This window comes from Streptomyces vulcanius (assembly GCF_042653945.1).
Taxonomy (GTDB): domain Bacteria; phylum Actinomycetota; class Actinomycetes; order Streptomycetales; family Streptomycetaceae; genus Streptomyces; species Streptomyces mangrovi.
The window spans coordinates 1-26,620 of record NZ_JBHSFK010000062.1; the positions used below are offsets into that span (position 1 = coordinate 1).

23 protein-coding genes, 1 tRNA gene and 1 pseudogene are annotated in these 26,620 nt (G+C 69.2%); 10 read left to right on the top strand and 15 right to left on the bottom strand.

Features of this window, described 5'->3' with window-relative positions:
• Positions 1 to 409, top strand: a pseudogene (locus ACFPIH_RS51935) (mannose-binding protein); the annotation flags it as partial.
• A gap of 21 nt (positions 410 to 430) precedes the next feature.
• On the opposite strand, the gene ACFPIH_RS51940 reads toward ACFPIH_RS51935, so the two are convergent.
• Positions 431 to 943, bottom strand: coding sequence for a phosphoribosyltransferase (locus ACFPIH_RS51940; RefSeq protein ID WP_381186654.1), 513 nt, complete (start codon positions 941 to 943; stop codon positions 431 to 433).
• 13 nt (positions 944 to 956) lie between these two features.
• Positions 957 to 1,532, bottom strand: a complete 576-nt coding sequence (gene dcd, locus ACFPIH_RS51945; protein WP_381186656.1) for a dCTP deaminase — start codon at positions 1,530 to 1,532, stop codon at positions 957 to 959.
• Between the two features lie 502 nt (positions 1,533 to 2,034).
• On the opposite strand from dcd, the gene ACFPIH_RS51950 reads away from it, so the two are divergent.
• Both ACFPIH_RS51950 and ACFPIH_RS51955 read left to right on the top strand, forming a co-directional pair.
• Positions 2,035 to 2,108: transfer RNA gene (locus ACFPIH_RS51950), tRNA-Gly, on the top strand.
• A 333-nt stretch (positions 2,109 to 2,441) separates the two neighbouring features.
• Positions 2,442 to 2,669 carry a hypothetical protein gene (locus ACFPIH_RS51955; protein ID WP_381186659.1) on the top strand — a complete coding sequence of 76 codons (228 nt, stop codon included), beginning with the start codon at positions 2,442 to 2,444 and terminating at the stop codon, positions 2,667 to 2,669.
• Between the two features lie 192 nt (positions 2,670 to 2,861).
• On the opposite strand, the gene arr is transcribed toward ACFPIH_RS51955, so the two are convergent.
• From arr to ACFPIH_RS51970, 3 genes are all read right to left on the bottom strand, one after another.
• Complete coding sequence (gene arr, locus ACFPIH_RS51960) at positions 2,862 to 3,272, bottom strand: NAD(+)--rifampin ADP-ribosyltransferase (RefSeq protein ID WP_381186662.1); 411 nt, start codon at positions 3,270 to 3,272, stop codon at positions 2,862 to 2,864.
• Between the two features lie 438 nt (positions 3,273 to 3,710).
• Entirely contained in the window at positions 3,711 to 6,719 is a 3,009-nt protein-coding gene (locus tag ACFPIH_RS51965) for a hypothetical protein (protein ID WP_381186664.1), read from the bottom strand.
• Between the two features lie 199 nt (positions 6,720 to 6,918).
• The gene (locus ACFPIH_RS51970) at positions 6,919 to 7,722 is read right to left on the bottom strand and encodes a CAP domain-containing protein (protein ID WP_381186666.1); all 804 of its coding nucleotides are present in this window, start codon (positions 7,720 to 7,722) and stop codon (positions 6,919 to 6,921) included.
• A gap of 741 nt (positions 7,723 to 8,463) precedes the next feature.
• On the opposite strand from ACFPIH_RS51970, the gene ACFPIH_RS51975 reads away from it, so the two are divergent.
• The gene (locus ACFPIH_RS51975) at positions 8,464 to 9,297 is read left to right on the top strand and encodes a hypothetical protein (protein ID WP_381186781.1); all 834 of its coding nucleotides are present in this window, start codon (positions 8,464 to 8,466) and stop codon (positions 9,295 to 9,297) included.
• 33 nt (positions 9,298 to 9,330) lie between these two features.
• Here ACFPIH_RS51975 and ACFPIH_RS51980 read toward each other — a convergent pair whose 3' ends face one another.
• The gene (locus ACFPIH_RS51980) at positions 9,331 to 9,933 is read right to left on the bottom strand and encodes a peroxiredoxin-like family protein (RefSeq protein WP_381186668.1); all 603 of its coding nucleotides are present in this window, start codon (positions 9,931 to 9,933) and stop codon (positions 9,331 to 9,333) included.
• Positions 9,934 to 10,004: 71 nt separating this feature from the next.
• Here ACFPIH_RS51980 and ACFPIH_RS51985 point away from each other — a divergent pair, with 71 nt between their 5' ends.
• The 4 genes from ACFPIH_RS51985 to ACFPIH_RS52000 all read left to right on the top strand — a co-directional run bounded on the left by ACFPIH_RS51985 (position 10,005) and on the right by ACFPIH_RS52000 (position 15,333).
• On the top strand, positions 10,005 to 10,637 hold the full coding sequence (locus tag ACFPIH_RS51985; RefSeq protein ID WP_381186670.1) for a TetR/AcrR family transcriptional regulator: 633 nt from the start codon (positions 10,005 to 10,007) through the stop codon (positions 10,635 to 10,637).
• Between the two features lie 206 nt (positions 10,638 to 10,843).
• Positions 10,844 to 12,085 (top strand): MFS transporter, encoded by a 1,242-nt coding sequence (locus ACFPIH_RS51990; protein WP_381186673.1) that lies wholly within the window; start codon positions 10,844 to 10,846, stop codon positions 12,083 to 12,085.
• Positions 12,086 to 12,200: 115 nt separating this feature from the next.
• Positions 12,201 to 14,636, top strand: coding sequence for a glycoside hydrolase family 3 C-terminal domain-containing protein (locus ACFPIH_RS51995; protein WP_381186676.1), 2,436 nt, complete (start codon positions 12,201 to 12,203; stop codon positions 14,634 to 14,636).
• Between the two features lie 37 nt (positions 14,637 to 14,673).
• Entirely contained in the window at positions 14,674 to 15,333 is a 660-nt protein-coding gene (locus ACFPIH_RS52000; RefSeq protein WP_381186679.1) for a TetR/AcrR family transcriptional regulator, read from the top strand.
• Between the two features lie 135 nt (positions 15,334 to 15,468).
• On the opposite strand, the gene ACFPIH_RS52005 is transcribed toward ACFPIH_RS52000, so the two are convergent.
• From ACFPIH_RS52005 to ACFPIH_RS52015, 3 genes are all read right to left on the bottom strand, one after another.
• Positions 15,469 to 16,680: an HTTM domain-containing protein gene (locus ACFPIH_RS52005; RefSeq protein ID WP_381186681.1), complete on the bottom strand. Its 1,212-nt coding sequence runs from the start codon at positions 16,678 to 16,680 to the stop codon at positions 15,469 to 15,471.
• Positions 16,670 to 17,359, bottom strand: coding sequence for a DUF5819 family protein (locus tag ACFPIH_RS52010; protein ID WP_381186683.1), 690 nt, complete (start codon positions 17,357 to 17,359; stop codon positions 16,670 to 16,672). Before ACFPIH_RS52010 ends, ACFPIH_RS52005 begins: the two co-directional genes overlap by 11 nt.
• A 162-nt stretch (positions 17,360 to 17,521) precedes the next feature.
• Positions 17,522 to 18,739 (bottom strand): ice-binding family protein, encoded by a 1,218-nt coding sequence (locus tag ACFPIH_RS52015; protein ID WP_381186784.1) that lies wholly within the window; start codon positions 18,737 to 18,739, stop codon positions 17,522 to 17,524.
• Between the two features lie 31 nt (positions 18,740 to 18,770).
• On the opposite strand from ACFPIH_RS52015, the gene ACFPIH_RS52020 reads away from it, so the two are divergent.
• Positions 18,771 to 19,055: a hypothetical protein gene (locus ACFPIH_RS52020; RefSeq protein ID WP_381186686.1), complete on the top strand. Its 285-nt coding sequence runs from the start codon at positions 18,771 to 18,773 to the stop codon at positions 19,053 to 19,055.
• Positions 19,056 to 19,228: 173 nt separating this feature from the next.
• On the opposite strand, the gene ACFPIH_RS52025 is transcribed toward ACFPIH_RS52020, so the two are convergent.
• Together ACFPIH_RS52025 and ACFPIH_RS52030 are read right to left on the bottom strand one after the other, a co-directional pair.
• Positions 19,229 to 19,456, bottom strand: a complete 228-nt coding sequence (locus tag ACFPIH_RS52025) for a hypothetical protein (protein ID WP_381186688.1) — start codon at positions 19,454 to 19,456, stop codon at positions 19,229 to 19,231.
• 38 nt (positions 19,457 to 19,494) lie between these two features.
• On the bottom strand, positions 19,495 to 19,926 hold the full coding sequence (locus ACFPIH_RS52030) for an Asp23/Gls24 family envelope stress response protein (RefSeq protein WP_381186690.1): 432 nt from the start codon (positions 19,924 to 19,926) through the stop codon (positions 19,495 to 19,497).
• A 242-nt stretch (positions 19,927 to 20,168) separates the two neighbouring features.
• Here ACFPIH_RS52030 and ACFPIH_RS52035 point away from each other — a divergent pair, with 242 nt between their 5' ends.
• Positions 20,169 to 21,212, top strand: coding sequence for a fatty acid desaturase family protein (locus tag ACFPIH_RS52035; RefSeq protein WP_381186693.1), 1,044 nt, complete (start codon positions 20,169 to 20,171; stop codon positions 21,210 to 21,212).
• Between the two features lie 244 nt (positions 21,213 to 21,456).
• Here the strand turns inward: ACFPIH_RS52035 and ACFPIH_RS52040 are convergent, their stop codons facing one another.
• The 4 genes from ACFPIH_RS52040 to ACFPIH_RS52055 all read right to left on the bottom strand — a co-directional run bounded on the left by ACFPIH_RS52040 (position 21,457) and on the right by ACFPIH_RS52055 (position 26,533).
• Complete coding sequence (locus ACFPIH_RS52040) at positions 21,457 to 22,806, bottom strand: phosphomannomutase/phosphoglucomutase (protein WP_381186696.1); 1,350 nt, start codon at positions 22,804 to 22,806, stop codon at positions 21,457 to 21,459.
• A gap of 20 nt (positions 22,807 to 22,826) precedes the next feature.
• Positions 22,827 to 23,591 carry a nucleotidyltransferase family protein gene (locus tag ACFPIH_RS52045; RefSeq protein ID WP_381186698.1) on the bottom strand — a complete coding sequence of 255 codons (765 nt, stop codon included), beginning with the start codon at positions 23,589 to 23,591 and terminating at the stop codon, positions 22,827 to 22,829.
• A 45-nt stretch (positions 23,592 to 23,636) separates the two neighbouring features.
• Positions 23,637 to 24,479, bottom strand: coding sequence for a polysaccharide lyase (locus tag ACFPIH_RS52050; RefSeq protein WP_381186701.1), 843 nt, complete (start codon positions 24,477 to 24,479; stop codon positions 23,637 to 23,639).
• Between the two features lie 86 nt (positions 24,480 to 24,565).
• Positions 24,566 to 26,533 (bottom strand): right-handed parallel beta-helix repeat-containing protein, encoded by a 1,968-nt coding sequence (locus ACFPIH_RS52055; protein WP_381186702.1) that lies wholly within the window; start codon positions 26,531 to 26,533, stop codon positions 24,566 to 24,568.
• Positions 26,534 to 26,620 lie beyond the last annotated feature (87 nt).

Here is a 26,620-nt window from a genome sequence, read left to right on the forward strand (position 1 = left end):
CCCCAGTGGCAGCCCCTCCCCCACCCCCGGGACCACCACGAGCACCCCCTCCCCCGTCCCCACCCCCGACTGGTCGACACTGGTCGTCCGCCGGGACGAGCAACTGCTCCCGGGCCAGTCCTGGAAAACGAACCGCATCACGCTCACCATGCGGCCGAACGGCGACTTCGTCCTCTACGACGAGCACGGCCGGGCCCGCTGGTCGGCCGGCACGGCAGGCACCGGCTACCGGGCCCTGATGCAGGGGGACGGCAACCTGGTCGTCCACGACAGGTCCGGCCGGCCCGTCTGGAACAGCGGCACGGCCGGCCACGACGGCGCGATTCTCTGCCTCCAGGCCGACGCGAACGTCACGATCCTCGACCAGGGCACGGCCGTATGGTCCACGGGCACCCACGACCGGAACTGACCCCCTCCGCGGGGAGGGGGATCACCCAAGCGCCTCTTTGGACGGAGTCACCGGCTCCCCCGCCGGCCGCACCACCGGCTGCACGCTCCACGGGAAGTTGATCCAGTCGTCGGTCCGCTTCCACACGTACTCGCACTTCACGAGCGACTGCGACTTCTCGTAGATGACGGCGGACCGCACCTCCGCCACGGCGTCGAGACAGAACTCCCGCACCAGCTTCAGCGTCTTGCCGGTGTCGGCGACGTCGTCGGCGATGAGGACCTTCTTGTCGGAGAAGTCGACGAGGTTCGGCACGGGAGCGAGCATGACCGGCATCTCGAGGGTGGTCCCCACGCCGGTGTAGAACTCCACATTCACGAGGTGAACGTTCTTGCAGTCGAGGGCATAGGCGAGCCCGCCGGCCACGAACACGCCCCCACGGGCGATGCTCAGGACGACATCAGGCACGTACCCGTCATCGGCTACGGCCTGAGCCAGCTCACGCACCGCGACCCCGAACCGCTCGTAGGTCAGGTTCTCCCGTGCGCCGCTCATCGTGCCGTCGTCCTCACACCTGGGTCCGATGGAAGTTACGGAAGGACCGGGAGGCGGTGGGCCCGCGCTGCCCCTGGTACCGCGACCCGTACCGCTCACTGCCGTACGGGTGCTCGGCCGGCGAGCTGAGCCGGAACATACACAACTGTCCGATCTTCATGCCGGGCCAGAGCTTGATCGGCAGGGTGGCGACATTGGACAGCTCAAGAGTCACATGCCCGGAGAAGCCGGGGTCGATGAACCCGGCGGTGGAGTGAGTGACCAGCCCGAGCCGCCCCAGCGAGGACTTCCCCTCCAGCCGCGAGGCGAGATCGTCGGGCAGCGTGATGACCTCGTACGTCGAGGCGAGAACGAACTCCCCGGGGTGCAGGATGAACGGCTCGTCCCCCTCCGGCTCCACGAGCCGCGTCAGATCCGCCTGCTCGACGGACGGATCGATGTGGGGGTACCGGTGATTCTCGAACACCCGGAAGAAGCGGTCCAGCCGCACGTCGACGCTCGAAGGCTGCACCATGGATTCGTCGTAGGGATCGATCCGTACCCGCCCGGCGTCGATCTCGGCCCGGAGGTCCTTGTCTGAGAGAAGCACGCCCCGAGGATACGCAAGACGCGCGGAGCCCCCACCATCAGGACGACCCCGCGCGCCAGCCGTTCACCGCTTCTCGAGCGCCACAGGCACCGGCACCGCGCTGCGGAGCCGGGCACACCGAGGACACCGGACGAGCCGCCCGGGGCCGAGCCGCTCGGCCTGCTGCATCGGGAACGAAGCGGTACTGAACACGTGCCCATCGGCACAACGGACGACGGTGCGCTCCATCAAGTCCATGAGTCCCTTCCCCAAGAGCCCCGTCCGGCTACTGCCCACCGGACATCGAAAGCCACATTACGGGACGAACGGGACGACCCTCCAGGCGGCACTCCGACCCCGCCCGACCCCTCTTCCACACCCCCACCGTATCCTCCAACTCCGGCCCCCCGCACACCGATCCCACCCCCTGAAACACACCTGGACCCCAGGGCATCAGCGCCGGAGGTCCAGGATGTTGTAGAGTAACGGGGCGATCAAACACCGACCTCGGTCGGCGTCTCACGCGGGTGTAGTTTAATGGTAGAACATCAGCTTCCCAAGCTGAGAGCGCGAGTTCGATTCTCGTCACCCGCTCCAATATGAACCCCCAGGTCATGGACCCGGGGGTTGTTTGTTGTCTAGACCAGCTAGCGGGGCGCGCACGCGTGTCATCGATGCGCCGTTGGAGCATCTGGATGTTCGAGGAGTGCTATGACGGCCATATCGATGTATTGGGCAAAATCTGCTTCTTCCATCAGGTCGTCATTACCGTCCAGGCAAGCGTGGGCAAACCCGGGCACAGAGCGAGGCGATATCGAAGCAACCGTTCTGCGATGGTCGCCGTCTCCACAGCACGACAGTGGTGTCGTGATCCTCACGGCTTTGCGGTGGCGTCAAACCGCCCGCTGTCCTACCCAATGGGGAGAAAAATTGAAGAACATACGTCGCGTTCTGACTATTTCCGCTGCAGGCGCCATCGCCGCTTCGTCTCTGGCACTGGGAGCCGGTTCGGCCTCCGCCGCCACCGCCACGCCTCGCCTCTTCAGCAGCGCCGTCGCCTGTCAGACCGCGGGCAACACCTGGGCTCAGCAGGGGAAGATCACGGGCTTCCGATGTGCCCAGACCAAGGACAACGCGTGGGCCCTCTACACCTGGTAGACCCTGCTCGGTAAGGGGAGTGGTGCGGACGCACCCCCTCCCCTTCATCAGGAAGGCGGCACCGGACCGCTCGCCGCATTCGTGAAACATCCGGATGCATCCGGCTACATCCACTGTGCGAATATCTCGGCGCCTCGCGAATGACGGCATGCGACCCCGCTCGCCCATCCGCCGGGAATTACGGAACAACCCTTAGTTGATGATTTCGGCGCGGTCATCCAGACGGATTGCGGCCAGGCGGTCTCGCCACATCTGGAGAGCTTCGGGTGTCTGTCGCGTCCAGTCGGTGACCTCGCCAACAATCCGGAGCGGTTCCCTGCTGCGAAAGGAGCGGGTGGGATTGCCAGGGAACTTCTTGTCGGTGACGTTGGGATCGTTCTCGAACTCCCCGGTCGGTTCGACGGCATACACTCGCGGGGCCCCGTCGCCGGCGGCGAGTTCGGCGGCGAGTCCCGCGCCGTCGCGCAACGCGGTGAAGTAGATGTGGTTCATGACGATTTCAGGCCGGTAGTTGGAACGGAAACCGGCGGTGAGGTGATCTCCAACCTGCAGCTCGGCCTTTGTACCGTGAAAGAACGGACCCTCGTCCAACGCCTCGTTCATCGCTACAGGTTATCAACCCAAGCTGTCGTGACGGCGAGCAATGCAGGTTGGCTCGGACGCCGTTGCCACACCAGCGATGGCAAGATCATCCAACCCTGACCAGTGGTTACGGGACAACCCTTGGGTTGGGCTGATCCAGCAACCTCGCCCGAGGCGATCGGGCTGCGAAAACGACCTGAGACGCTGGTCTCTTTGCCTCCGTGGGGAGACCGTGCTGGGGACGGTCGCGGGAGGTTTGGCGTAGGCCACGCAGCCGGTCGTCATGCCGTCGCCCGCAGGCTCCGTCAACATCCTTCGACACGTCCGGCGCGCCGGCATGGCCGGCTGCTGGAGACAGCATCGGGCACTTCCCGCGCGTCGCGTACACCGTGTGCCCGCCGTTCTGTGGGGCCGTGAGACGGCCGTTGTCGTGGCGGTCTCACGGCCGGGCGGGTCCGCTCAGCGGGTGACCATGACGGCGTCCAGGATGACGGTGGATCTTTGGGGTGTGCTGCCGGAGAGGACCCGCAGCTGCACCTTGTGGGTGGTGATCGTGGTGCCGAGTGTGCGGGTGAACACCACTTGCCGGTAGGCGGTCTTCGCGGCGTAGGTGTTCACCATGCCGACCGTTTTTCCGTCCACCACGACCGCGAAGCGCCCGCCGTTCGACTTCCGGGTCGCCACTATGCGCAGTTGGGTGCCGTCCGCCGAGAAGGCAACGTACGCACCCTTGGCGGCGGAGGTACGTTCAGTGCCGGACCAGGCGGAGGATGCCGCCACCGACTTCCAGGTGCCCGTGTAGTGCAGTGCGGCCGCACGGTCGTCGACCGGGATACCGGTGGTTGCCGCCTTGCTCCAGGGGCCGGTCTGGCCGGCGTCGTCGTGAGCGCGGACGTAGAACCGGTAGGTGAGTCCGGACACCGGCTTCACGGGGCTGCCCGCTTTGCCGAAGACCGCGGAGGTGGCCGTGGTGCCGGTGCGCCAGGTCTGGAGTGACCCGAGCTTCCAGACGCCCGCGCTGTTACGGGTGGCGACGCGCCAGCCGATGTCGTACGACTTCACACCTGCGGTCTTCGCCGACCAGGTGACCGGCACGGACGCGGTGGTCGCCGCGCTGCTCGCGACGGTCGGCGCGGTGACGGAGGCGGCAGGGACCACCCGGCGCAGGGTCACCTTGCCGCTGACGTCGGCTGCCGCGCGGCCGGTGACGGTGTCGCGCACGGTCAGCGTCCAGGTGTATGCGCCCTCGGCGGCTGCTCCGCCCGTTTGCGTCCTTCCGTTCCACACCGGTGCGACCTTGCCGTTGGAGGCCGTACCGGTCAGGGAACGCACCTGCGTGGAGCCGGACTTGAGGGTGAGCGTCCAGCTCACCGGCCGGTTGTAGGCCCAGGTGGGGGTCCAGGTGTCGGCCGATCCGTCGCCGTTGGGGCTGAAGCCGGCCGGAGCGGCGGCCGAGGCGGCGGTGGGAACGCCTGCCCAGGTCACGTGGGTGACGCCGGCGGCGTCCATCCAGGCCGCCCAGGGCGCGTCACGGTCGACCGCCCACCGGTCGGCGGCGGCGGAGTTGGCCTTCTCGGGGAGGGCGAACAGGGGCTGCGCCGCGGTGGCCGTCCCGCCCAGCGGCTGGGCGTTCAGCGTGACGGCGCCGCCGTCCGAGGACTTGGTGAAGGTGTAGAGGATGTCCGTGCCGAGGATCGGCGTGTGTACGGAGGCGTCCACGGCGGTGCCGGTCGAGCTCCCCGCCTTGAGCAGCAGGCCGGTGGTGGAGGCGGCCCCGCAGGTGGTCAGCAGGATCCGGGAGCCGCGCACCTGGAGGCCACCGGGAAGGCAGCTCACGGTGGCGACGGTGGTGGCGGTGCCGGTGGTCAGGTCGGTCCGGCGGATCGCCCAGGTGGACGTGGTGCCGTTCCGCACCGAGGAGTACACGGCGCCGCCGTCCAGCGCGGAGCCGGCGGGCACCCTCTGCCTGGCGTCGTTGGCGAAGGCGTCGAGGAGGAGAGTGCCGTCGGACGCGGTCGTCTTGTCCGCCAGCAGGACGTGCGCACCGTCGAAGTCCACGACGTTCACGTCCGAGAGGTCGTAGAAGTCCAGCTGTGTGCCGACCAGCTTGCCGTCCTCGTATACCTGGAGGTGGGCCAGCGCGGGGGGACCGCCCTGCCCGACCAGGACGCGTCCGCCGGCGGCGGCCAGGGTCTGGTGGACCAGGCCGTCGGAGTAGTCCAGGACCCGGGACGGCGTGCTCGCCGAGGCCCCGGCCGGGCCGGCCGACAGGTTCGAGCGGAGCAGGACGCCCTGCTGACGGGAGGAGTCGTCGGCCGTGTAGAGCGCGCCATGGGACAGGGCCAGGGCGTCCAGCCTGGCGGGGCCGGCGGGGATCGTGGTGGCGTCACCGGTGGCGGTGGACACCCGGCCGTCGGCGAGAGTCTGGATCGCGGCGTCCGCATCGGGCCGGTAGAGCGTCACGCGCATCTTGCCGTCGTCGCCGACCGAGAGGTCGGTGAAGGTTCCGCCGAGGTCTTTCGCCGCGGTGGAGCCGTCCCTGGCCATCGCGAACAGCTCGGACACTCCGTCCGACGAGTCGAACTGGTACCAGGCGAGCGTGTCATCGCTGATCCAGTGCGCCCCGCTGACGGGCAGGGTGACGGTGGACGAGCCGTCCCCGGGCGCCGACCGCTGCCACTGTGTCAGGGTCGCGCCGTCGATGACCCCGACACGGCTGGGGGTGAACTCCAGGCCCTGCGGCAGCTCGTCGGTCGTGGGCTCGGCCACGGTGACCGTGCTGCCGGTGGCGAAGTCGACGTACACGATCTCGTGGCCCCAGCCGGGCGCGGTCCGCCGGAGCACCAGGGCGCCATGTGCGTCCGAGGCGAGGATCTCGTACTGCTCGTCATCGGACAGCAGTGTGCGGTCTTCGCTGCCGGGTGCGCGCAGCAACAGGCGCACCCGGTGGGCGGAACTGTCGTCGTCGTAGCTCTGCTGGACGAGGATGGCGTTGCCGGCCTGCCCGCGGTAACGCTCGTCCCCCGCGGCTCCCGAACTGTCGTAGGCGATCGGGAGAACGTCCTCGTCACCGGAGTCGAGGTGGCGCAGAGTGACATGGTCGGCGAGGTCACCGTTCGGGTTGGCGGAGGTGGCGGCGGCCGCCACCCCGTCCTGCACGGACACCGCGTCGACGTTCACCCCTTCGTCGGTGTCCGCAAGCCGGCCAAGGTCCTGGGGGGTGCCTCCGGAGACGGCGAGCCAGCCGTGCGCCAGCGTGTCGGCGGCGGTCTTCTGCCGCCAGACGACCGCCTGACCGGAACCGGATATCTCGTCCGCGGCGGGCGCGGACGTCGTCCGCGCGGCCAGCGTGGTCGACACGTCGGTCGCAGGCACGGCGACGGCCGTGACAGGGGTGATGGCCTGGGCTACGGCGAGCGCTGTGAGGGCTGCCGGGACAGCGAGGAAGCGGCGTCTGTGGGAAGGCATGGCAGCCCGATCTCTGCTCGAACATCAAGGCGCGAATCATGACACGGAGGTCCGCTACGCACAGCGGCCTGATCTTGATTTCTCACCTAACAGGGCGCCTCTCTTACCGAGCAGAGGATTTCGGTATCGCGCCCGGCCAGGGATGGGCGGACGGTCTCAACGGCATCCGCTGAGTGCACGGGCGCTGGCGCGGGCGGGGCTACGCGGCCGACCCGAAGTCCTGGGTCCAGTAGTAACCCGGCTGCGCCAGGCCGATACCGATCTCCTTGAAGCCACAGTTGAGGATGTTGGCCCTGTGACCGGAGCTGTTCATCCAGCCGTCCATGACGCTCTCGGGAGTGTTGTACCCGGCGGCGACGTTCTCGCCCGCCGACCTGAACTTGTACCCGACGCGGGAGAGCCGGTCACTCATGGACGAACCGTCGGAACCGGTGTGGGACATGTTCTCGTGATCGGCCATGTCCTGACTGTGGTCCTGAGCGGCCTTGGTGAGCTTGGCGTTCTCGGTCAGCGGCGCGCAACCGGCCTTTTCACGTTCGGCGTTGACCAGAACCAGCACACGATCCGTGGGACCGGAATCCGCACTGCCGTCGGAGGCGCTGGGGGTGCTGCTGGGGCTCGCGGTCGGCGAGGGGCTCGACGGCGGGGTGGACTCGTCGGCCGCGTCGGCGGCGGGCGTGGCCGTCGGGCTACTGGACGCCGAGGGTGACGCGCTCGGGGTGGCGGACGGAGCGGTAGTGGCAGAGGCAGGAGTGCCCGAGGCGGAGGCGGAGGCGGTCGGGGACGCGGTTGTGGAGGCGACAGGTGACCGCGAGGGCGTCGGGTCGGCCACTGGATCCGGCTTGCCCCATCCTCCCCAGGGGAACGAGACGATGCGCCAGCCTCCCAGCGTGCTGCCGCTCGCCTGGGCGATCGAAGGAATACCCACGGCGCCCACGACCACCACGGCGGCTGCCGCGCCGGCTATTTTCCGGCGTCTCGGTTTCTGGCGATGCCTGGTCATACGTGGCCTCTTTCAGTGGTCCGGTTACCGCCAGCAAATGGTTCCCCACGGCCCATTCGCCGGTCTTGGCCCTGCGGAGCCCGGTCATTATGTGGAGCGGGCGGCGCGCCGGGCAACGAACACCCGTGCCACTTACGGGCGTTCACACCAGGTTTTCCCCGGACCACGAGAGTCCGCACATCCGGCCTTCTTCACACCCTCTCGGCCGCCCACACACACTTGCCACCAGGCCAAAGGCGCCTTTTTTGCAACCGCGACCATCACGCCGAAGGGTCCGGCGAATGACCCGCTCATGGTGGAAAGGTCCCGATCAGCCCCTAAAGCAACGCAGTTATTACCATCGGTAATCAGTCAATCGGCACCATCGAGCGCAATTCCGGCGTGACGCACATCACTTCAATTCAAGGTGTAGGAAATTGTGCTTCGCCTGTGAGGAAAAACAGGCGGCAACCTGACGGCGACGGGCGGCGACCAAGGGGTGGTCAGGTATGTCCGCAGGGGGTGTCCGCACGGGGGTGTCCGCAGTGGACATACGGGGCTGGGACGGCGAGTGGTGCGTCGATGAACCGCCGTCCACAGCCGATGTGTTGCTGTGTCACGGCTGTGCCACGGCGGTGTCCTGAAGGGAAGACTGGGGTGACCTGCGGGCTCTGGGACTCCTCATAGTCAGCACAGAGCGGGAAACCGGCGGAGAACGCCGCCGGCTCCCCAGTACCCCCGCCTCGGAAGGAACCTCCCGTGATGAACCGCCACCTGCGCAAGGCCGTCGTCGCCACCGCCGCGATCACCGCCGGGCTGCTGATGACGGCGTGCCAGAACGGCACCGACGACAGCTCGTCCGGTTCCTCCGACAAGAGCGGAACAGGCGCCCCGGTGGTCGCGGAGAAGGTGTCCGACTCCAAGAACTCGAAGGGTGTCAGCGGTTATTTCAAGAACGGCGAGGTCACCTATCTCGCCCCGGGCAAGTACATCGTGTCCGCACCGGGCAGGGACGACCAGCAGTTCTGGGTCGCCGACGACACCGAGGTCTACGGCGTCGGCACGATATGCGGCGACGCGGGGTCCAAGGTGGACGCGCCCTGCACGCTGGACCAGCTGGAGGCGGCCACCAAGAAGGGTGCCGTGAACGCCGACGTGGAGATGAAGAACGGCATCGCGAGCCTGGTGACCGAGCGGCGTGCCGCCCAGCAGGACTCCGGGTCCGGGTCGGGGTCCGGCTCGTCGTCCGGCTCCGACTCCGACTCCGACTCCGACTCGTCGTCCGACTCCGGCTCCGACTCCCGCGAGACCGCCGTCGAGGGCATCAACGAGGGCAAGGGTGTCAACGGAACCTGGTTCGGCAACGTCTCCTACCTGGCGCCGGGCAAGTACACGGTCTCCGACATGAAGGGCACCGAGCAGCAGTTCCTTGTCGCCGAGGACACCACGATCCTGGGATACGACGACATCTGCTCGGGTGAAGACGGCGAGATGCAGTGCACCGAGGCCGAACTGGAGACGGCCGCCAAGAAGGGCTTCAGCGCCGAGGTCGTGATCAGCAACGGCATCGCGACCACCATCCGCGACGACCACTGAACCGCACCGCCTCGGACGTAACCCCGCCGCCCGTCACCGACCCACCCCATGCGTACCGGGCTTACGCACGGCGTGGGCGGCCAGTTCCAGCAGTTCGTCGACCGACCACTGGTCGTAGACGTGCTCCCCGTACTTGGCAGCGAGGACGCGGCCGTCCTGCGCGATGAGGAAGTCGGCGGGAAGGCCGAGCCGGCCACCGTGCGGGTCGGCCGACGGCAGGTGCTCCTGCCCTCGTACGACCTTCCACGCGCCGCTCAGGACCGCTCGGACGATCGGTCCCCAGGCTCGCGGGCTGAGCAGGGCGCGAGGCGACCGTTCCACGCCGAACTCCGCGTACAGCCGCCTGGCCGGGTCGGCCACGACGGCGAACGGGAGATCAGTGGTGTGGCGCACCAGCTCCTCGGCGGGTGAGTGGAAGACCACGACCTCCCGTACACCGGCGGCCTCTATCTCCCGGTGCCGCCGTATCACCGACCGCAGGTGCAGGTTGCACACCGGGCAGCCGGCGAACCGCCGGAACTGGAGGTGGATCAGCCGGTCAGGGTCGGGAAGGGCGACCTGGTCGCCGGAGACGGCGGTGAGACCGCGCTCGTTCACGGTGGAACCGGGCTCCACCGGCCTGCGGGACATGCGCATGAGCGTTCCCTTCGGTAAGCGTACGGCATACGCCTACCAGCGTAGGCGTATGCCGTACGCTGTCAACCGTCATGCCACGGCCGCGTTCCCTCACCTCCGATCAGCCGGCCTCGGCCGCTCTCGCCGTCATCGACCGCGACGGGCTCGCCGGGCTGTCGATGCGTGCCGTCGCCCAGGAGCTCGGCATGAGCACCATGGGGCTCTACCGGTACGTGCACGACCGTGAGGAGCTCGAAAGGCTCGTCGTCGAACTCGTACTGGGCGCCGTGGACACCGAGCCGCCGGATCCCGACGCGTCATGGCGCGAGCGGATCGAGGCCATGGCGCGGCGCCTGCGGGACGCCGTGAGCGCCCATCCGGCGGTCGTCCCCCTCACCATCACTCACCGCCACCGCTCCCTCGGGGTGCTGCGCTGGTCGGAGGCCGTGCTCACAGTCCTCACCGAGGCAGGTGTCGAGGGCGAGCGGCGGGTCATCGCTCTGCGCGGCCTGATCAGTTACGTCATCGGAGCGATTCAGCTGGAGGACCTCGGGCCCCTGTCCGGTTCGGGGACGGCGGCCATCACCGAGCTGCCGTCAGGCGAGTTCCCGCTCATGTCCGAGACCGCCCGGCACGCCCGGAACGTCGGCGCCGACCAGGAGTTCCTGGGAGGGCTCGCCATGCTGCTCGACGGCCTCGGCGGCCTCGACAGCCTCGACGCATGAGGCGGTAGAGCCGACACAGCCCTGCAAATGACGCAGTCGTGCGCATTCCGGAGCGGCACATAACGATTTCATATACAGACCGTGTACTCGGTCTGTACACGGGATCTGTTCTCGGCCACCATGTCGACCGAAGCACCTGACGGCGAGCGGATCGCAACGAGGAGGCTGGGATGGCAGTGGTGGGATCAGGGGCGAGCGTCTCGGACATGGAGATGACGAGCCCGCCTGTACGCCCGGCCGGCAGGTGGCTGGTGACGACCATGGCCCTGGCGCAGCTGGGGCTGTTCCTCGCCCTGGCGGCCCCGTTGTTCGTCGGCCTGGCGATCAAGGCCCAGGATGTGGCGCCGGGGCACGAGGTGGCGGCGCTGGGGCTGGTGTCCACCGCGGGGGCGGTGGCGGCGTTCGTCGCGAATCCGGTCTTCGGACGGATCAGCGACCGCACGACCGGCCGGTTCGGACGCCGTCGGCCGTGGCTGGTGGCGGGCGCCGTCGGCCTGGCGGTGTGCCTCCTGGTCATCGCGACGACGCAGAGTCTGGCGGTGCTCGTGGCGGCGTGGTTCGTCGGACAGGTGTCGGCGAACGCGGCGCTGGCCGCGCACGTGGCGACGGTGGCGGACCAGGTGCCCACCTTTCAGCGCGGGAAGGTCGCCGGGCTGCTGGGCGTGGTGCAGAACTGCGCGATTCTGGGTGCCGCCTACGCCGGCAAGTACTTCAGCGGGCAACTGCTGATGCTGTTCCTGGTCCCCGGTCTGGTGGCGGTCGGACTGATGCTGCTCTACGCGGTGGTCCTGCCGGACCGTCCGCTGCTGCGGCGCCCGCCGGGCCGTGGCGGACTCAGAACGCTGCTGCAGACGTTCTGGGTGAACCCCCGCCGGTACCCGGACTTCGCCCTGGTCTGGGCGTCGCGGTTCCTCCTGGTCACGGCCGCGTATCTGTTCACCACCTTCCGGCTGCTCTACCTGCAGCACCAGTTCTCGCTGTCGGTCGGCCGGGCGACGGCGGTGATGGCCACCGGTGTCCTGGTCTACACGATCACCCTGGTCGTCGCCGCGCAGAGCACCGGACTGCTCTCCGACCGGCTTCAGCGCCGCAAGGTGTTCGTGTTCACGGCGACGCTGATCTTCGGACTCGGTCTGGCACTGCTGAGCCAGGCCGACACCGTCGGGATGTTCTACCTGGCCGAAATCGTGTGTGGACTGGGGTACGGCGTCTACATGGGCGTGGACCTGGCGCTGGTGATCGACGTACTGCCCGATCCCGACGACGCGGCGAAGGACCTCGGGGTGTTCAACATCGCCAACGCCGCTCCGCAGTCGATCGCGCCGGCCGTGGGCGCGGTGCTGGTCGGAGTGGGCGGCGGCCACAGCTACGGGCTGCTGCTGGGGACCGCGGCCGTGGTGTGTGTGGCGGGTGCGCTGGCCATCGTCCCGGTGAAGAAAGTCCGTTGAGCGCGGAAGCCCTTCGCACTGAAGCCGAAACCCTTCGTATCGAAGCGGAAGCCGTTCGTACCGAGGCGGAAGCCGTTCGAGCTGAAGCCGAAGCCGTTCGAGCTGAAAGGAAGTCATGACTTCAGATGAACTCGGTCACCTGGCGGAGCGGATCGAGAAGGCGATCGACGTGCTCGACCTCGAGCACAAGGTGCGCCTGCTGACCGGGGCGGCGATGTTCGCGCTGCACGCCGAGCCCGCGATCGACCTGGGTGAGGTGCGGCTGTCGGACGGCCCCACCGGCGTACGGGGGCCCGAGTTCACCGGCGGCCGCAGGTCCTGTCTGCTGCCCAACGCCACCGTGCTGGCCCAGCACTGGGACGCGGGCGTCGCCGAGCAGGTCGGGGAGCTGCTGGCGGAGGAGGCCGCCGCCCATGACACACACGTGGTACTCGGCCCGACGATCAATCTGCATCGCACTCCGCTGGGCGGGCGGCTCTTCGAGACCTTCAGTGAGGACCCGCTGCTGACCGGGGCGCTGGCGGGTGGCGTGGTCCGCGGGCTCCAGCGGCACGGTGTGGCCGCCACTCCGAAGCACTTCCTGGCCAACGAGGCCGAGACCGACCGGACCACCGTCGACTCGGTCATCGACGAGCGGACGCTGCGCGAGGTCTATCTGCTGCCGTTCGAGATGGTGGTGACCGACGCCCGCGCGTGGTCGGTCATGGCCGCCTACAACCGGGTCAACGGGACGGCCTCCACCGAGCACGCCGAACTGATCAAGGGCGTCCTCAAGGGCGAGTGGGGCTTCGACGGCGTGGTGATGTCCGACTGGTACGCGACCCGGTCCACCACGGCCAGCGCAAACGGGGGCCTGGACCTGGTGATGCCCGGACCCGGTGGCCCCTGGGATCACCGTCTGGTGGCCGCCGTACGCGCCGGAGAGGTCGAGGAGAGCGCCGTCGACGAGCACCTCCGGCGACTGCTGCGGCTCGCGGCCAGGGTCGGCCGGTTCCCCGCCCCCTCCGCCGGCCCGTCCCGCGTGCTGCCGGCACCCGACAGCCCTGTCCGCCGCGAGCAGTTGCGACGGCTCGCCGCGGGCGGCATGACGGTGCTGGCCAACCGTGACGCCGCGCTGCCGCTCGCAGCCGATGTCGCAAGCGTGGTCGTGATCGGCCGCCATGCCGTCGAGACCATCGCCCAGGGCGGCGGCTCGGCCAAACTGCGCCCGCCCCACGTGGTGTCCGTCGCCGAAGGACTGACCGCCGCGCTCGGCCCGGACAAGGTGTCCGTCGTCGACGGAGTGGAGGTCCGGCACCGCCCGGTGCCGGTCCCCGATCTGCTGCGCGACCCGGAGACCGGACGGCCCGGCATGCGGGTCACCGCCCGAGACGCCTACGGCGAGGTGGTGGACTCCCGGCACGTCGAAGTGACCGAACTCGTCACCGGTCGCGGCAGTTGGCTCGACAGCGCCGACACCATCGAGCTGACGGCCCGTATCGGCATGGACGCGCCGACGCGCATGCAGGTCGGCGTGACGGGCCTGGGCGAATGGACCGTGCGCGCCGGCGCCGAGCGGTACACCGTCGCCCGGGACGGTGCCGCCGCGTTCTCGGCGGGCGTCCTCAATCCGCCGTCCTGGACAACGAACCTCGACCTCGAACCCGGTGCGGTCCTCACGGCCTGCCGCCCCCGGCTGACCGAGCACAGCCGATGCGGCCTGATCGCCCGCCCCGCGTCGCCCCCGCCGGCCGCGGCGATCGGCGCGGCGGCCCGCGCCGCCGCACGCGCCGATCTGGCGGTCGTGGTCGTCGGGCTGACCGACGAACAGGAAACCGAAGGACTCGACAAGACGACCCTCGCGCTGCCCGGGGAGCAGGACGCCCTGGTCGTCGCGGTCGCCGCGGCGGCGAAGCGCACCGTGGTCGTGGTCAACGCGGCGACGCCGGTACTCATGCCCTGGCTCGACCGGGTCGACGCGGTGCTGTGGGCCGGGCTGCCCGGCCAGGAAGCCGGTGCCGCGGTCGCCGCCGCGCTGCTCGGCGAGATCGAGCCGGCCGGCCGGCTGGTCACCACCTTCCCCGCCCGGGACGGCGACGGACCGGTCTGGGGTACCACCCCCACCGACGGCGCGCTCGCCTACACCGAGGGCTCCGCCTTCGGCTACCGCGGATGGGCCGCGGATCAGGGTCCCCGGCCGCGGTTCTGGTTCGGCCACGGGCTGGGCTACGGCGCCTGGCGTTACGACCACGCCGACCTGGCCGTCCAGGACGGCGCCGTGCGGAGTGTGCGGGCACAGGTCACCAACATCGGCGCCCATGCCTCCCGGGAGGTTGTCCAGGCGTATCTGCGCCCCGCCGACCCGGCCGAGCCGGTCCGGCTCATCGGCTGGGCGGGAGCCGAGGTCCTCCCGGGGCGGACGGCCACCATCGAGGTCCCCTGCGACGCCCGCACCCAGCGGCGCTGGGACCCCGGTGCGCGCGCCTGGCGGTCCCTGGAGGGCGGCGAAGTGGTGCTCGCGCGAGGTCTCGGTGACATCCGGATTACCCTGGCCGTGTACGGACCCCGCTGACCGAATCCGGACCGCCTGGCATTGAGGAGCTCCTCGTATGTCCTTCCCACCCCGCTACCGCACCCCTCGTGCGAGGTCCAGGGTGGAGGTGGCCGGCGCCGAATCCCGTGCCAAGGCGGTCCGGGCCGCCGTCGAACTCTTCTCCACCGCCGGCTACCGCGGAACCAGCATCGCCCTGGTCGCCGAAAAAGCCGAACTGTCCCAGTCCGGGCTGCTGCACCACTTCCCCAGCAAGGCCGCGCTCCTCGCCGCGGTGCTGGAACACCGTGAGAACGAGGACGGCCGGTTCCTGTCCGGTTCCGACGAGCGCCCGCCGCTCGGCTGGGCCGCCTTCGACGCCCTCACCGGCCTCGTGGCGCGCAACTCCAACCGGCCCGAACTCGTCGGCCTGTTCGTACGGCTCTCCGCCGAGGCCACCGAGCCCGGCCACCCGGCCCATACCTGGCTGCGCGACCACTACACCAGCACCCGGAGCTGGCTCACCGACGCCATCCGGGACGGCCAGCACCGCGGCGAGATCCACCCCGACGCACCCGTCACCGCCCTCGTCCACCTGACCGTCGCCGTCCTCGACGGACTCCAGCAGCAATGGCTGCTCGACCCCGACGACTTCGACATGGTCGGCGAATTCACCACCTTCGTCTCCGGCCTGCACACGCAGTGGGACACCACCCCCACGACGAGCGTCGGCGCATAGCCGCCGGCCGAAGAGAACGAGAACCACGGCTCCCGCTTCGTGGCGGCCCCGGTGGGATCAGCGGGCGAGGGAGACGGCGAAGGGCCCCACCGATCGCGGTGGGGCCCTTCGACATTCTTCGGCTCGGTTTCCGTCTCACTTGGTCCCAGGGGGGACCTGGGGGGACGCGGGCTCGGGGGCGGGCACGGTGTCCTTCCGCCCTGCCGGGAGCATGACGTGATGCTGCGATCCACGTGCGCCGCCGGGCCCGCCCTGCGCGGGTACGGCTCCGGGGCCCGCCGCTCGTCCGGGTGCCGGCCCACTGCTGTCCGTCCGCCGTACCGGGCGTCGGCAGAGGCGGGGCAGGAAGGTGTAGAAGCGGTCGGGAAGGAACACGGCGTCCGCGACGATCATCGCGCCGGAGAAGAGAGGCAGCCCCATGAGCACTCCGATGCCGATGTGCATGCCCAGCAGCATGGCGAGAACGGGGTACTTGAGCCTGCCGAAGAGCACGAACGGGAAGGCCACCTGCAAGAGCACGGTCAGGTAGCCGGCGATCGCGACCACGAGCGTGTACTCGTCCACGAAGTGGGAGATGGCGGGCCAGGGTCGGAAGAGTTCGAGGTTCAGGACGTAGTGGAGCGCGCTACCGGCGCCCCAGGAAGCGCCCTGGACCTTGTACAGGCCGGCTGATCCGTAGAGAAAACAGACCTGTACCGCGATGACGAACATGCCGCAGTTGTGCACCACCGTGATCAAAGTGGTCCGGGCATCGCGGAGTTGCCGTGTGAAGAGGCTCGTCGTCCGCTCCGGCGCGTTGCCCGCGTGGCCCGCGTGGCCCGCGCGAACCGTCTTCAGCCGGTCTCTGCGCGCGTCCAGGGACCAGCGTCGGCCGCAGGCGGTGAGGGCGAGGTAGATGGCCATCAGCATGATCAGGTTGTCGCCCCCGTCCGTCATGAAGATCGCCCGGCCGTGGAACGAGGTCACCGCGACGGCGAAGAGGACGGACAGGACGCGGGTCCGCCAGCCCAGCATGAACAGTGCGGACGTGACGAGGGCCAGCACGTAGCAGAGCTCGAAGTAGGCGCGGCTGTCGGACAGGGCCAGGATGCTGAACCAGCCCGTCTGCTCGAAGAGCTGGTGTGCCAGGGCGGGCGTCCACGCAGAGCCGGGGCCCCAGATCTCGTCACGGTGCGGGAACTCGCGCAGCAGAAAGACCAGGTAGAGCAGTCCGTAGCCGATGCGCAGCACCGACGCCGCGTACAGGGACACCGGGCGGCCGGTCAGGCGGTCCCACACGGCGGTGATCCGGTCGGCGAGCCACCGGTCGACGCCGGCAAACGCGGTCCTCCGCGCCTCATTTTCCATGGCGGGTCACCTTCCACCAGGGCAGGAGCCGGTTCTCGACCGGAGTCGGCGGGCGATTGCCGACGGCGGGGCCGGGCCCGGCGATGGGTAGCGTGACGACGCGGAGCTGAACGAAGTCGAAGGTGCCGCCCTTGTGGGCGGCGACGCGGTCCGCGGCGATGTTGGTCAGGTACTTCTGCATCATCAGGGCGCGTTCCGTGCGCGCCTCGTCGTCTCCTCCGTGCGAGTCGACGTAGCCGGCCCAGGCGCGACGCAACATGTTCTGCGCGGTGTGGCTCGGGAACGGGTGATGTTCGACTGCGGAACCGTCCACGGCGGTCAGGTCGAACCAGGGACTCACCTGAGCCGATCCGTCGGATTCGGTGTGTGCAGTTCTCGCCAGAATCTGCCGGTTGACGGATTCCGGGTCCGGGGCGAAAAGCCGCCAATTCTGTTCGAAGAAGGGGAACACCCATGCATTGATCTGCGGGCTGTATCGCTTGGATACGGTGTTGGGCGGTGCGACATGGAAGAACACCAGCACCACGTGGACGAGACTCGCCGCCAGGCACAGGACCACGGCGGTGCACAGCCCTGCTTTGAGTACACGGGAACCTCTCGGCAAATTGGGCGGCGCGGCCGTGGCATCAGGATATTTCTGCTCCGCCGGACCGGATTCGGAATGCCGGATTTCCTTCACGCCTGCTGCGTCAATTCCGCTCGACACCGCCTACCTGTCTTTCTCATATCAGCTGCTCGCGTCTGGCGTTTCCTCGGGCTACCGCCGAAGGCGCGCGGCGGATTCGATGAGAATTCCGCCGCGCGCCGTCATCCGGTGAGCGGACCGGCCGCCGTGGGCTGCCTAGCCCTCGTGGCTCTTGGAGTCGTCGTCCTCGTAGCCCTTGGGCATGTCGTCGTAGCCGTAGTTCTCGTCGGGCTGCTTGCCATACTCGTGCTGGCCGTGGTCGTGCTGGCCGTGGTCGGGCTTGCCGTGGCCGTTCTGACCGTGGTCGGGCTTGCCGTCGTCGTGCTGGCCGTGGGCGGGCTTGACCGGCTGGAAGTAGGGGCCGAGGTCCAGCTTGCCGCCGCGGACCGGCTTGTCCGGCGCATGGCCGTTCCCGCCGGCGCTGTTCCCGGCGGTGTTGCCCTCGGTGTTACCGGTGTTCCCGGCCGTGCTGCCCGCGGTGTTACCGGACGTGTTGCCGGCGATGTTGCCCTGGGTGCCGCCGGTCCCGACGAGGATTCCGCCCAGGAGGCCACCCGTGACGAGACCGCCGCTGGTGGTCGTGCCGGTGGTGGTACCCGTCGTCGTACCGGTGGTGGTGCCGGTGGTGGTACCCGTCGTCGTGCCGGTGGTGGTTCCGGTGGTGGTACCCGTCGTCGTTCCGCCAGTGGCGGCTCCGCACGTCGGGCGGGTGATCGTGTTGTTGATCAACGACACGAGCCCGGATTCGGACACAGCACCGGCCAGCACCCGGCCCTCGACCCTCGCGCTGTCCTGCATGGTGATCGAGGTGTGGGCCATGAAGGTGCCCACGGCGAAGGAGCCGCTGCCGAAGTTGGCGGAACTTCCGATCTGCCAGTAGACATTGCAGGCCGTGGCGCCGCCGGTGAATTCCATTCGGCTGGCGGATGCCAGGTTCATCGAGGACGGGACCTGGAACACCCAGACGGCGTCGGGGCCGCCGTTCAGCGTGAGAGTGCCCGTGTTCAGGACCACGCCATCGACGAAGTCGTACAGGCCCGGAGCCAGCCCCGTCGGGCCGCCTGCGCCGTTGAGGTCCGAGCCGAGGGTGCCATCGACGGGGCCCCGGGCCTCGGCGAGGGTGTACGCGTTCTGCAGTGCGGCATGGGCCTGGTTGGCCTGCTGGTCGATCACGTGGACGGACCCGTTGACCACTTCGGCACACGGCGGAGAGGCGGGAATTGCCGGCGGTGGTGGGTCACAGAATCCGGTGACCGAGATCCCCGGCGACACCCCGGCGTCTCCGCTGATCAGGGAAGGACCGGTGTTGGTGACCGCTCCGCCGCCCAGCACCGCGAAGTCGGTGGCAGCACCAAGGGGAACGGGCGTCGTAATGGCAGCTGCCTGTGTCGGCACCATTACCACTGTGGCAGCGGCGATCACCGCCGTGATGACCGCCGCGACACAGGCGGGCATTGTGCGAGATTGGACCGCACCAGAGATTTTCTGCGTCATCGAGGGGACTACTCCTCTAGGGAAATACGGTGAGGGTTTTTTTGCTGTCCTTGTCGAGTTGCCGCGAGCCGACCTCTTCTCGCTGACAAGCGCCGTGGTTTTCAATGGCTGCTCGGCGATGCCGGGGAAAGAGGTTTGTTTCAGATTAACTGGCGAGGAACCACAGAGAACGTCAATGCGCGATGCATTTGGGTGACTTTTGACGGCCCCGGCCAGACCTGAATCGGAATATCACATAAGCTATGTGCGCGACGCCGCAATTGCCGAAGAAACGGGCGGCGGACCGTCCCGTTGTCCTGATGGTCGGCGAGCAGGCACAGGGGAACGACCGGCCTGATTCCCGGCCCGGACGCCGATCGGCGTCACCGGTCACCGCCGCCGGTCTCCCCCAGCCCGTCGCCGGTCATCGCGGATCCGCTCCTGCCGGTCCCGGCGGCGGACGAAGTCACGCGATTCCAGATCACCTTCCATGAAGCGCCCGACCACGAGGCCGACGGCGCCCAGCCCCAGCACCAGCAGGAAAGCCCAGAAGTCACCGAAATACGCGGCGAAACCCAGCGCCATTCCGGCCATCAAGCCCACCACGGCCCTGCTCATCACGCGCCCCTTCACTCAAGCAGGCTGCTCCGCCCCGGCTACTCGATCCGCTGCCGCTGCTCCCCCTCGTCCTCCTCGTCGGGCAGCTTCACGTCGCTGACCACGATGTTGACTTCCACGACTTCCCGGCCCGCCATCCCCTCCACCGCGGAGATCACGTTCTCCCGCACCGCACCGGCCACGTCCGTGATCGAGACGCCGTAGTCGACGACGATCTCCAGATCGATGGCCGCTTGCGACTCTCCGACCTCGACACTGACCCCGCGCGTGGCGGACTTGCCACTACCGGCACCAGGCATCCGCTCCCGCATGGATCCCATCGAGCGCGCGAATCCGCTGCCGAGGGCATGGACGCCGAGCACGTCCCGTGCCGCCATTCCGGCGATCTTCTCCACCACCACATCGGCGATGGTCGTCCGGCCGCGAGAACCGGGTGCACCGCCATGCTTTGCGCCAGTGTTCTCAGTCATCAGGACGTTCCTTCCTCAAGAAGCCCGCTTTGCACCCTTTATTAAGATTATATCCAGCTTTAGAGCTTTCGCCCGAAATGCAGCTTCAGAAGCCCTGTGCTGTCACGGTGTGAGACCTTCCCGGCCGGGAACCCGCATCCCAGGCAGAGGGCCTGCGCTGCCGCCGGCAGCGAAGCACACGTCTCTCAGTAACTCCCGAGGCGGCGCCGAGCCATCTGCCACCTTCGGAGAGAGTCACCGTCATGACCAGAATCACCACGGTCCGACCCCCGCCCTCGGAGAGGTCCGGCAGTGACTTCGCCCGGCTGTCGAGAAAGATCACCGATGCCGGCCTGCTGGGGCGCCGTCCCGGCTACTACGCACTGCGGATCACGGTGGTGGCCGGGCTCTACGGAGGCGGGTGGGCCGCCGTCGCGCTCATCGGCGACACCTGGTGGACCCTGGCGGTCGCCGTCTTCCTGGCCGTCGTCTTCGGCCAGGTGGCCCTGCTCGCCCATGACGCGGCCCACCGCCAGGTGTTCCGCCGACGCCGGGCCAGCGAAACGTCCGGACGGATCGCCTGTGCCGGTATCGGGATGGGATACGGGTGGTGGCAGGACAAGCACACCCGTCACCACGCCAACCCCAACCATGTGGACCTCGACCCCGACCTCGACCCCGACCTGCTGGTCTGGTCCCAGGATCAAGCCCGGGTCGCCAAGGGGCTCCCCCGGCTGCTCGGCCGCTGGCAGGCGTTCCTGTTCTTCCCGCTCCTCACACTGGAGGGCTTCAACCTGCACGTGTCGAGCGTGAGGGCGCTGGCCAATCGCTCACTCAAGCACCGAACGCTCGACGGCACCCTGCTGTTCGCGCACTTCGCGGTCTACCTGACTGTCCTGCTCTTGCTGCTCCCGCCCGGCATGGCGATCGCCTTCCTCGCCGTCCACCAGTGCCTGTTCGGCGTCTACCTCGGCTCCCTCTTCGCGCCCAACCACAAGGGCATGCCGATCCTGACGGGCGAAGACCGCCCGGACTTCCTCCGCCGCCAGGTGCTCACCTCACGCAACGTGCGCGGCGGCCGTCTCACCGACATCGCACTGGGCGGGCTGAACCATCAGATCGAGCACCACCTGTTCCCCAGCATGCCCAGCCCCAACCTGCGCAGGGCCCGGACCATCGTCCGGCGCTACTGCGAGGAACTGGGTCTGGACTACGTGGACACCGGGCTGATCACCTCCTACCGGCAGGCCCTCACCAGTCTCCATCAGGCCGGAGCACCGCTCAGGCACACCCGCGTCCCCGCCTAGGGACGTGCGGCTGGTGGCGCAGTCCGGCGACAGGACGTGTGCCACCCTGATGCCGGACCACCGGACCACCGGACCAGCCGGTCCGCGCTGAGCCGCGAACGCGGTGCCCGCGGTGGTGACGCCACGGGCACCGTGGGAGTACGGCATCCGCCACCGGGTGGGGGCGTTCCTGAAGACCGTCGCCGTCGCTTCCTGCGCCGGTCTTCCGCACGGTCGGCCCACCACCGGACAGCCCCCGTTCGCGTCAGTCCCGCACGAGGCCGAGCACCCGGTCGCGCAGGGCGTCGACGGCACTTCGGAGGGGTGCCTCGACGTTCAGCCGTAGCAGGGGCTCGGTGTTCGACGGGCGCAGGTTGAACCAGCGGCCGTCGCCCAGGTCCACGGTCAGGCCGTCCAGACGGTCGGTGGCGGCCCCTTCGCCGTGGTAGGCGGCCTCGACCCGGTCGAGGGTGCCGGGTACGTCCGCGACCACGGAGTTGATCTCACCGGAGGCCGCGTAGCGGGAGTAGCCGGCGGTGAGTTCGGACAGCGGGCCGTCCTGCTCGCCGAGGGCGGCGAGGACGTGGAGGGCGGTGAGCATGCCGGTGTCGGCGCGCCAGAAGTCCCGGAAGTAGTAGTGGCCGGAGTGCTCACCGCCGAAGACCGCGTCGTGCTCCGCCATCGCGGTCTTCATGAACGAGTGGCCGACCCGGGAGCGGACCGGCGTACCGCCGTGCTCACGGATGATATCGACGGCGGCCGCGGAGGTGATCACGTTGTGCACCACGGCCGAGCCCGGGTGACGGGCCAGCTCACGGGCGGCGACCAGGCCGACGACGGCCGAGGGGGACACCGGCTCGCCGCGCTCGTCGACGAAGAAGCACCGGTCGGCGTCCCCGTCGAAGGCGAGGCCGATGTCGGCGCCGACGGCGCGGACCCGGGCCTGGAGGTCGACGAGGTTCTTGGGGTCGAGGGGGTTGGCCTCGTGGTGGGGGAAAGTGCCGTCGAGTTCGAAGTACAGGGCGTCGACGTCGACGGGCAGGCCGTCGAGGACGGCCGGCACGGTGTGGCCGGCCATGCCGTTGCCGGCGTCCACGACCGCGGTCAGGCGGCGGTTGTTCTTGAGGGGGACGAGGGCGTTCAGGTGGGCGGCGTAGTCGCCGAGGAGGTTCTGGGAGGTGGTGGTGCCGGGGCGGGCCGCCGGTACCGGGATGTCGTCGGCCTCCAGCCAGGACCGTATCCGCCCGAGGCCGGAGTCCTCGCCGATGGGCGCCGCTCCGGCGCGGCACAGCTTGATGCCGTTGTCCTTGGCCGGGTTGTGGCTGGCGGTGATCATCGCACCGGGCAGGTCGAGGCTGCCGGAGGCGTAGTACAGGTAGTCGGTGGAGCCGAGCCCGGCGTCGACGACGTCCGCCCCGGCCATGTTGGCTCCCGCGGCGAACGCCGCGGCCAGCTCCGGGCTGCTGTCGCGCATGTCGCGGGCGACCACGATCCGGGGCGCGCCGGTGAGCCGGACGAAGAGGGCGCCGGCCTTGCGGGCGAGGCCGGCGTTCAGCTGTGCGGGGACCTCGCCGCGGATGTCGTAGGCCTTGACCAGGTGCGAGTAGTCGGTCACGGAACAGCCCTTCGTCGTGGTCAGGCGGGGACCGTCTGGACCCAGCCGAACGCCGTGATCTCCTTCGTCGCCGTCTTCAGGTCCTTGGCGTTGTCCACGCCGCGCCAGTACCCGTTGATCCGGTACGCCGACAGCCGGCCCTCCTGGGCGAGGCCGGGGAAGGTGGTGTCCTCGTGGTCGCCCAGGTCCGGCAGGAGCGCGGTGACCTCCGGCTCGAACAGGTACACCCCGGCGTTGATCCAGTGCGGCAGCACCGGCGCCTCCGTGAAACTCGTCACCCGGTCGGAGTGGGTCATCTCCACGATCCCGTACGGCGACTTGAGCGGCGTCACCGCCAGTGTGGCGAGCGCGTTCCGCTCTACGTGCGCCCGCGCCAGGTCGCGCAGCGAGAAACGGGTGAGGATGTCGCCGTTGAGGCCCGCCCACCGCTCCGAGGGGAACGGGAGGTGGGCGGCGGCGTACTTCAGGCCGCCGCCGCGGCCCAGCGGCTCGTCCTCGACGACGACCCTCACGTGCAGCGGAAGCCCGGTCGCGGCCACGTACTCGCGCAGCACGTCGGCCCGGTAGCCGCAGGAGATGACCACCTCCTCGATGCCCTCGGCCGCCAGCCAGTGCGCCTGGTGCTCGAAGATGGGCCGTCCGGCCACTTCCACCAGGGCCTTGGGGACGTGGTCGGTGTAGGGGCGCAGCCTGCTGGCCTGCCCTCCGGCGAGGATGACGGCCTGCCGGACGTGCGATCCGCCCCAGCCGGTGATGGCGAGAGCCTTGTCATGCGTGATGGTCATGTGTGGGGTCCCTTCGGGTGGGATGCTTCGGGTGGGATGCGGGGTTCAGACGCCCTGAAGCGGGTCGATGGGGGCGTCGGACACGGCGAACGCCGCGAAGTCGGCGTACTGCGAACGCGGCGTCGCCCAGCTCGGGTCGCTGCCGCCGAAGAAGGTCGAGAAGAGCACTCCGTCGATGCCGAGCTTGTCGGTGGTACGGAATTCCAGTCCGCCCCGGTTCATCACCTGCCGCCCGTCGACGTGGACGGTCACGTTTCCGTCGGAGCGGCCCGGCCGGTTGAGGCGTACGGCCTGTTCGACGCAGACCCAGCGGCCGAGCGGCCAGTCCCAGGAGCCACGGCCGAGCGAGGTGCCGTGGGCGACCGACGTCGGCAGATAGGCGTAGACCTCGGCGGCGCCGTGCGCGCGCCACATGTAGCGGGTGGACAGCCCGTCCTCGCCGTCGGGGATATGACGGCCGCTCGTCACCGTCCCGCCGTACAGGCCGGGCAGCTTGCCGCCCTTGACGAAGTCGAAGTCGTCCGGGAACCGCACGTAGTAACGGAGATGGAGGGCGTCGACGGAGCCGTTCGCCAGGGTGAGGTAGAGCTGCGCCCCTCCCTGGGGCCGGTCGTACTGTCGCGCCACGGTCGGGCTGGCGGAGCGCGCCGGGTAGCGCACCCGCAGCAGCCGGCCCAGCGCGGGGTGGCTGCCCGGCAGCAGCTCGGCGCGGGACAGGCCGAACGAGCCGCCGGAACGTGCCGTGAGCCGGGGGCCGAAGAACCGGGCCAGGGCTGCCGGGTCCGCGCTCAGCGGGGTGGCCGGGCCGGCGGAGTGGCTCGGGGAGGATGCGGAGGTGCCGCTCCCCGGGCCCGAGGAGCAGGCGGCGAGTCCCGTACTGCCGATCATGGTGGCCCCCGAAACCGTGATGAACTGCCGTCTGTGCACTGCCGCCGCTCCCGTCTGTGGTTCAGGTCCTCTCACGATCCGGTCCGTCAACTCGTGCTGACGACGCGGTAGTTCACCTCCTGTGTGGTGCCCGGAGCCGTGTGCAGGGTGAGGGTGCCGGCGGCGGAGGCCGTACCGCTCGCGAGGGTGGTGCCGCCCGTTGTCAGCGCGTACTTGGCGCCGGCGGTCAGCCCGGTGGCGGTGAAGGCGAGGTCGGTGCCGGCGGTGCCGGGCGCGACCAGGACCTCGTAGGCTCCGGCGCCGTTGGGGACGCGGCCCGTGGCGGTGCCGCTCGCGGGGACCACCCCGAGCGACTGCGGGGTGACGGTCCGCTGGGAGGTGCCGACGGTCGCCGCGGTCAGGGCCGCCGTGCTGCCGGCCCCCGGGGAGCCGAGAGTGGTGGTGACGGCCGGATAGCCGCTCACCTTGTAGACGGTGCCGGCGGTGCCGGTGAACGTCGCCGAGCTGACGGAGTCCACCGTCACCTTCGTGGACTGCCTGATGTCCTTGAGGACCATGCTGCCCGGTGTGGTCGAGTCGCCCTTCACCGAGTACGTCAGCGAGGTGGGAAGGGTGTTGCCGGAGAAGACCGTCCCCGTGCTCCACTGCGTGAGCACACCGGAGGAGAACGCGCCGCTGAAGGTGTTGCCGGAGAAGACCGTGCCGTCGGTCTGGTTCAGCTTGACCGCGTTGCTGTCGGTGGAGTCGAAGGTGTTGCCGGTGAAGAGAAGGCCACTCGGCCGTCCGGTGCTGTTGGTGTAGGCCGGGAGGTCCGAGCCCTGGTAGGTGAAGACGGCGTACTGGCTGCTGTCGCTCACCGTGTTGCCGGTCGTGGTGATGTCCCGTGAGCCGACGCTGTAGCGCAGCCCGTACTCCGCGCCGGTGACGGTGTTGTCGCGGATGGTGTCGCCGCTGCTGTCGAAGACCGCGATACCGGCGCCGTTGGGCTGGTCGTGGACGTAGTTGTCCTCGATGACGCTGTCGGTGACCCCGCGGTGGATCATGATGCCGTGGACCTGGTTGTCCGACGCGTCGTCGTCGCCGTCCGGGACGTACGGCGGGATGCCGTTGTGGTCGACCTCGTTGTACGCGATCTCCAGGTGGTCGCAGCGCTGCGAGCAGATGATCCCGTGGTCGCCGTTGTCGTGCGAGTGGTTGTGCGTGATCGTCAGGTAGTCGGAGTCGTCGTGCGGGTCGAGCCCGTACATGACGTTGTGGTCGTACTCGTTGCCCGTGAAGGTCATGCCGTACGCGTTGAACGTGTACGTGCCCATGAAGTTGTCGTGGAACCGGCTGTCGGTCTGCGAGCCGTAGACGTTCAGCGCCGCGCACACGTCGAGGTGGGTGGAGTCGCAGCCGCGGCCCTTGTAGGACACGCCGTAGCTCTCGGCGGCGTGGGAGCCGAGGTAGCCGATGTCGCTGTCCTTGATGTCCATCCGCGACTCACGCGGTGTGCCGTCCGCGTCCAGGTAGGAGAGCGCCCGGATGAAGGAGCGCGCCCGTGAACCGGCCGCGGCGTTCGCGGGCAGGTACGGGTCCGTGTCCGGGGCGCCGGTCGCGTCGTCCCACGAGGTGATGTGGACGGTGTCGATGTCGATGTCGCCGTACTGCGCGGTGATGGCGCTGACGTGGGTCGCGACGTTGTCGGACAGGCTGCGCAGCCGCAGGGTGTCGACGTCGCCGCCGACCGCCGTGCCGTGCAGTTCGAGGGTGGCGCCGTTCTGGACGACCAGGTCCGCGCTCAGTTCCCAGGTGTTGCTGCCGGGGTCCGTCTCCACCAGGGGCGCGGACGGGCAGAGGGTGTGGATGCCGGACAGGCTCGCCGTGCCCGAGGCCAGGTAGATGGTGTTGGTGCTGCTGGCGTAGCGGACCTGGCCGGAGCACGCGGCGGCCTGGGCCGGCGCTCCGAACAGCACGATGGGGCCGGTCAGCAGCCCGAGAACGCTGAGGGAGACGGCGAGGCGACGGCCACGGCTCCGGGTGGTCGCGGCTGGTCCGAGTGGCTGGTCGTTCATGCGAGGCTCCTGACATGGCCCCCGCCGTTCGGCACTGAACGGCGGGGGTGTTGCGGGTGTGGGATGCGGCGGTGCGGTGGTGCCATG

Bases quoted from the DNA above. Each gene is read 5' to 3' on its own strand.
- ACFPIH_RS51940 (WP_381186654.1), bottom strand. From the start codon at position 943: ATGAGCGGCGCACGGGAGAACCTGACCTACGAGCGGTTCGGGGTCGCG.
- arr (WP_381186662.1), bottom strand. From the start codon at position 3,272: ATGAACGAGGCGTTGGACGAGGGTCCGTTCTTTCACGGTACAAAGGCC.
- ACFPIH_RS51965 (WP_381186664.1), bottom strand. From the start codon at position 6,719: ATGCCTTCCCACAGACGCCGCTTCCTCGCTGTCCCGGCAGCCCTCACA.
- ACFPIH_RS51970 (WP_381186666.1), bottom strand. From the start codon at position 7,722: ATGACCAGGCATCGCCAGAAACCGAGACGCCGGAAAATAGCCGGCGCG.
- ACFPIH_RS51975 (WP_381186781.1), top strand. From the start codon at position 8,464: ATGAACCGCCACCTGCGCAAGGCCGTCGTCGCCACCGCCGCGATCACC.
- ACFPIH_RS51980 (WP_381186668.1), bottom strand. From the start codon at position 9,933: ATGCGCATGTCCCGCAGGCCGGTGGAGCCCGGTTCCACCGTGAACGAG.
- ACFPIH_RS51985 (WP_381186670.1), top strand. From the start codon at position 10,005: ATGCCACGGCCGCGTTCCCTCACCTCCGATCAGCCGGCCTCGGCCGCT.
- ACFPIH_RS51990 (WP_381186673.1), top strand. From the start codon at position 10,844: ATGGAGATGACGAGCCCGCCTGTACGCCCGGCCGGCAGGTGGCTGGTG.
- ACFPIH_RS51995 (WP_381186676.1), top strand. From the start codon at position 12,201: ATGACTTCAGATGAACTCGGTCACCTGGCGGAGCGGATCGAGAAGGCG.
- ACFPIH_RS52000 (WP_381186679.1), top strand. From the start codon at position 14,674: ATGTCCTTCCCACCCCGCTACCGCACCCCTCGTGCGAGGTCCAGGGTG.
- ACFPIH_RS52005 (WP_381186681.1), bottom strand. From the start codon at position 16,680: ATGGAAAATGAGGCGCGGAGGACCGCGTTTGCCGGCGTCGACCGGTGG.
- ACFPIH_RS52025 (WP_381186688.1), bottom strand. From the start codon at position 19,456: ATGAGCAGGGCCGTGGTGGGCTTGATGGCCGGAATGGCGCTGGGTTTC.
- ACFPIH_RS52030 (WP_381186690.1), bottom strand. From the start codon at position 19,926: ATGACTGAGAACACTGGCGCAAAGCATGGCGGTGCACCCGGTTCTCGC.
- ACFPIH_RS52035 (WP_381186693.1), top strand. From the start codon at position 20,169: ATGACCAGAATCACCACGGTCCGACCCCCGCCCTCGGAGAGGTCCGGC.
- ACFPIH_RS52045 (WP_381186698.1), bottom strand. From the start codon at position 23,591: ATGACCATCACGCATGACAAGGCTCTCGCCATCACCGGCTGGGGCGGA.
- ACFPIH_RS52050 (WP_381186701.1), bottom strand. From the start codon at position 24,479: ATGATCGGCAGTACGGGACTCGCCGCCTGCTCCTCGGGCCCGGGGAGC.
- ACFPIH_RS52055 (WP_381186702.1), bottom strand. From the start codon at position 26,533: ATGAACGACCAGCCACTCGGACCAGCCGCGACCACCCGGAGCCGTGGC.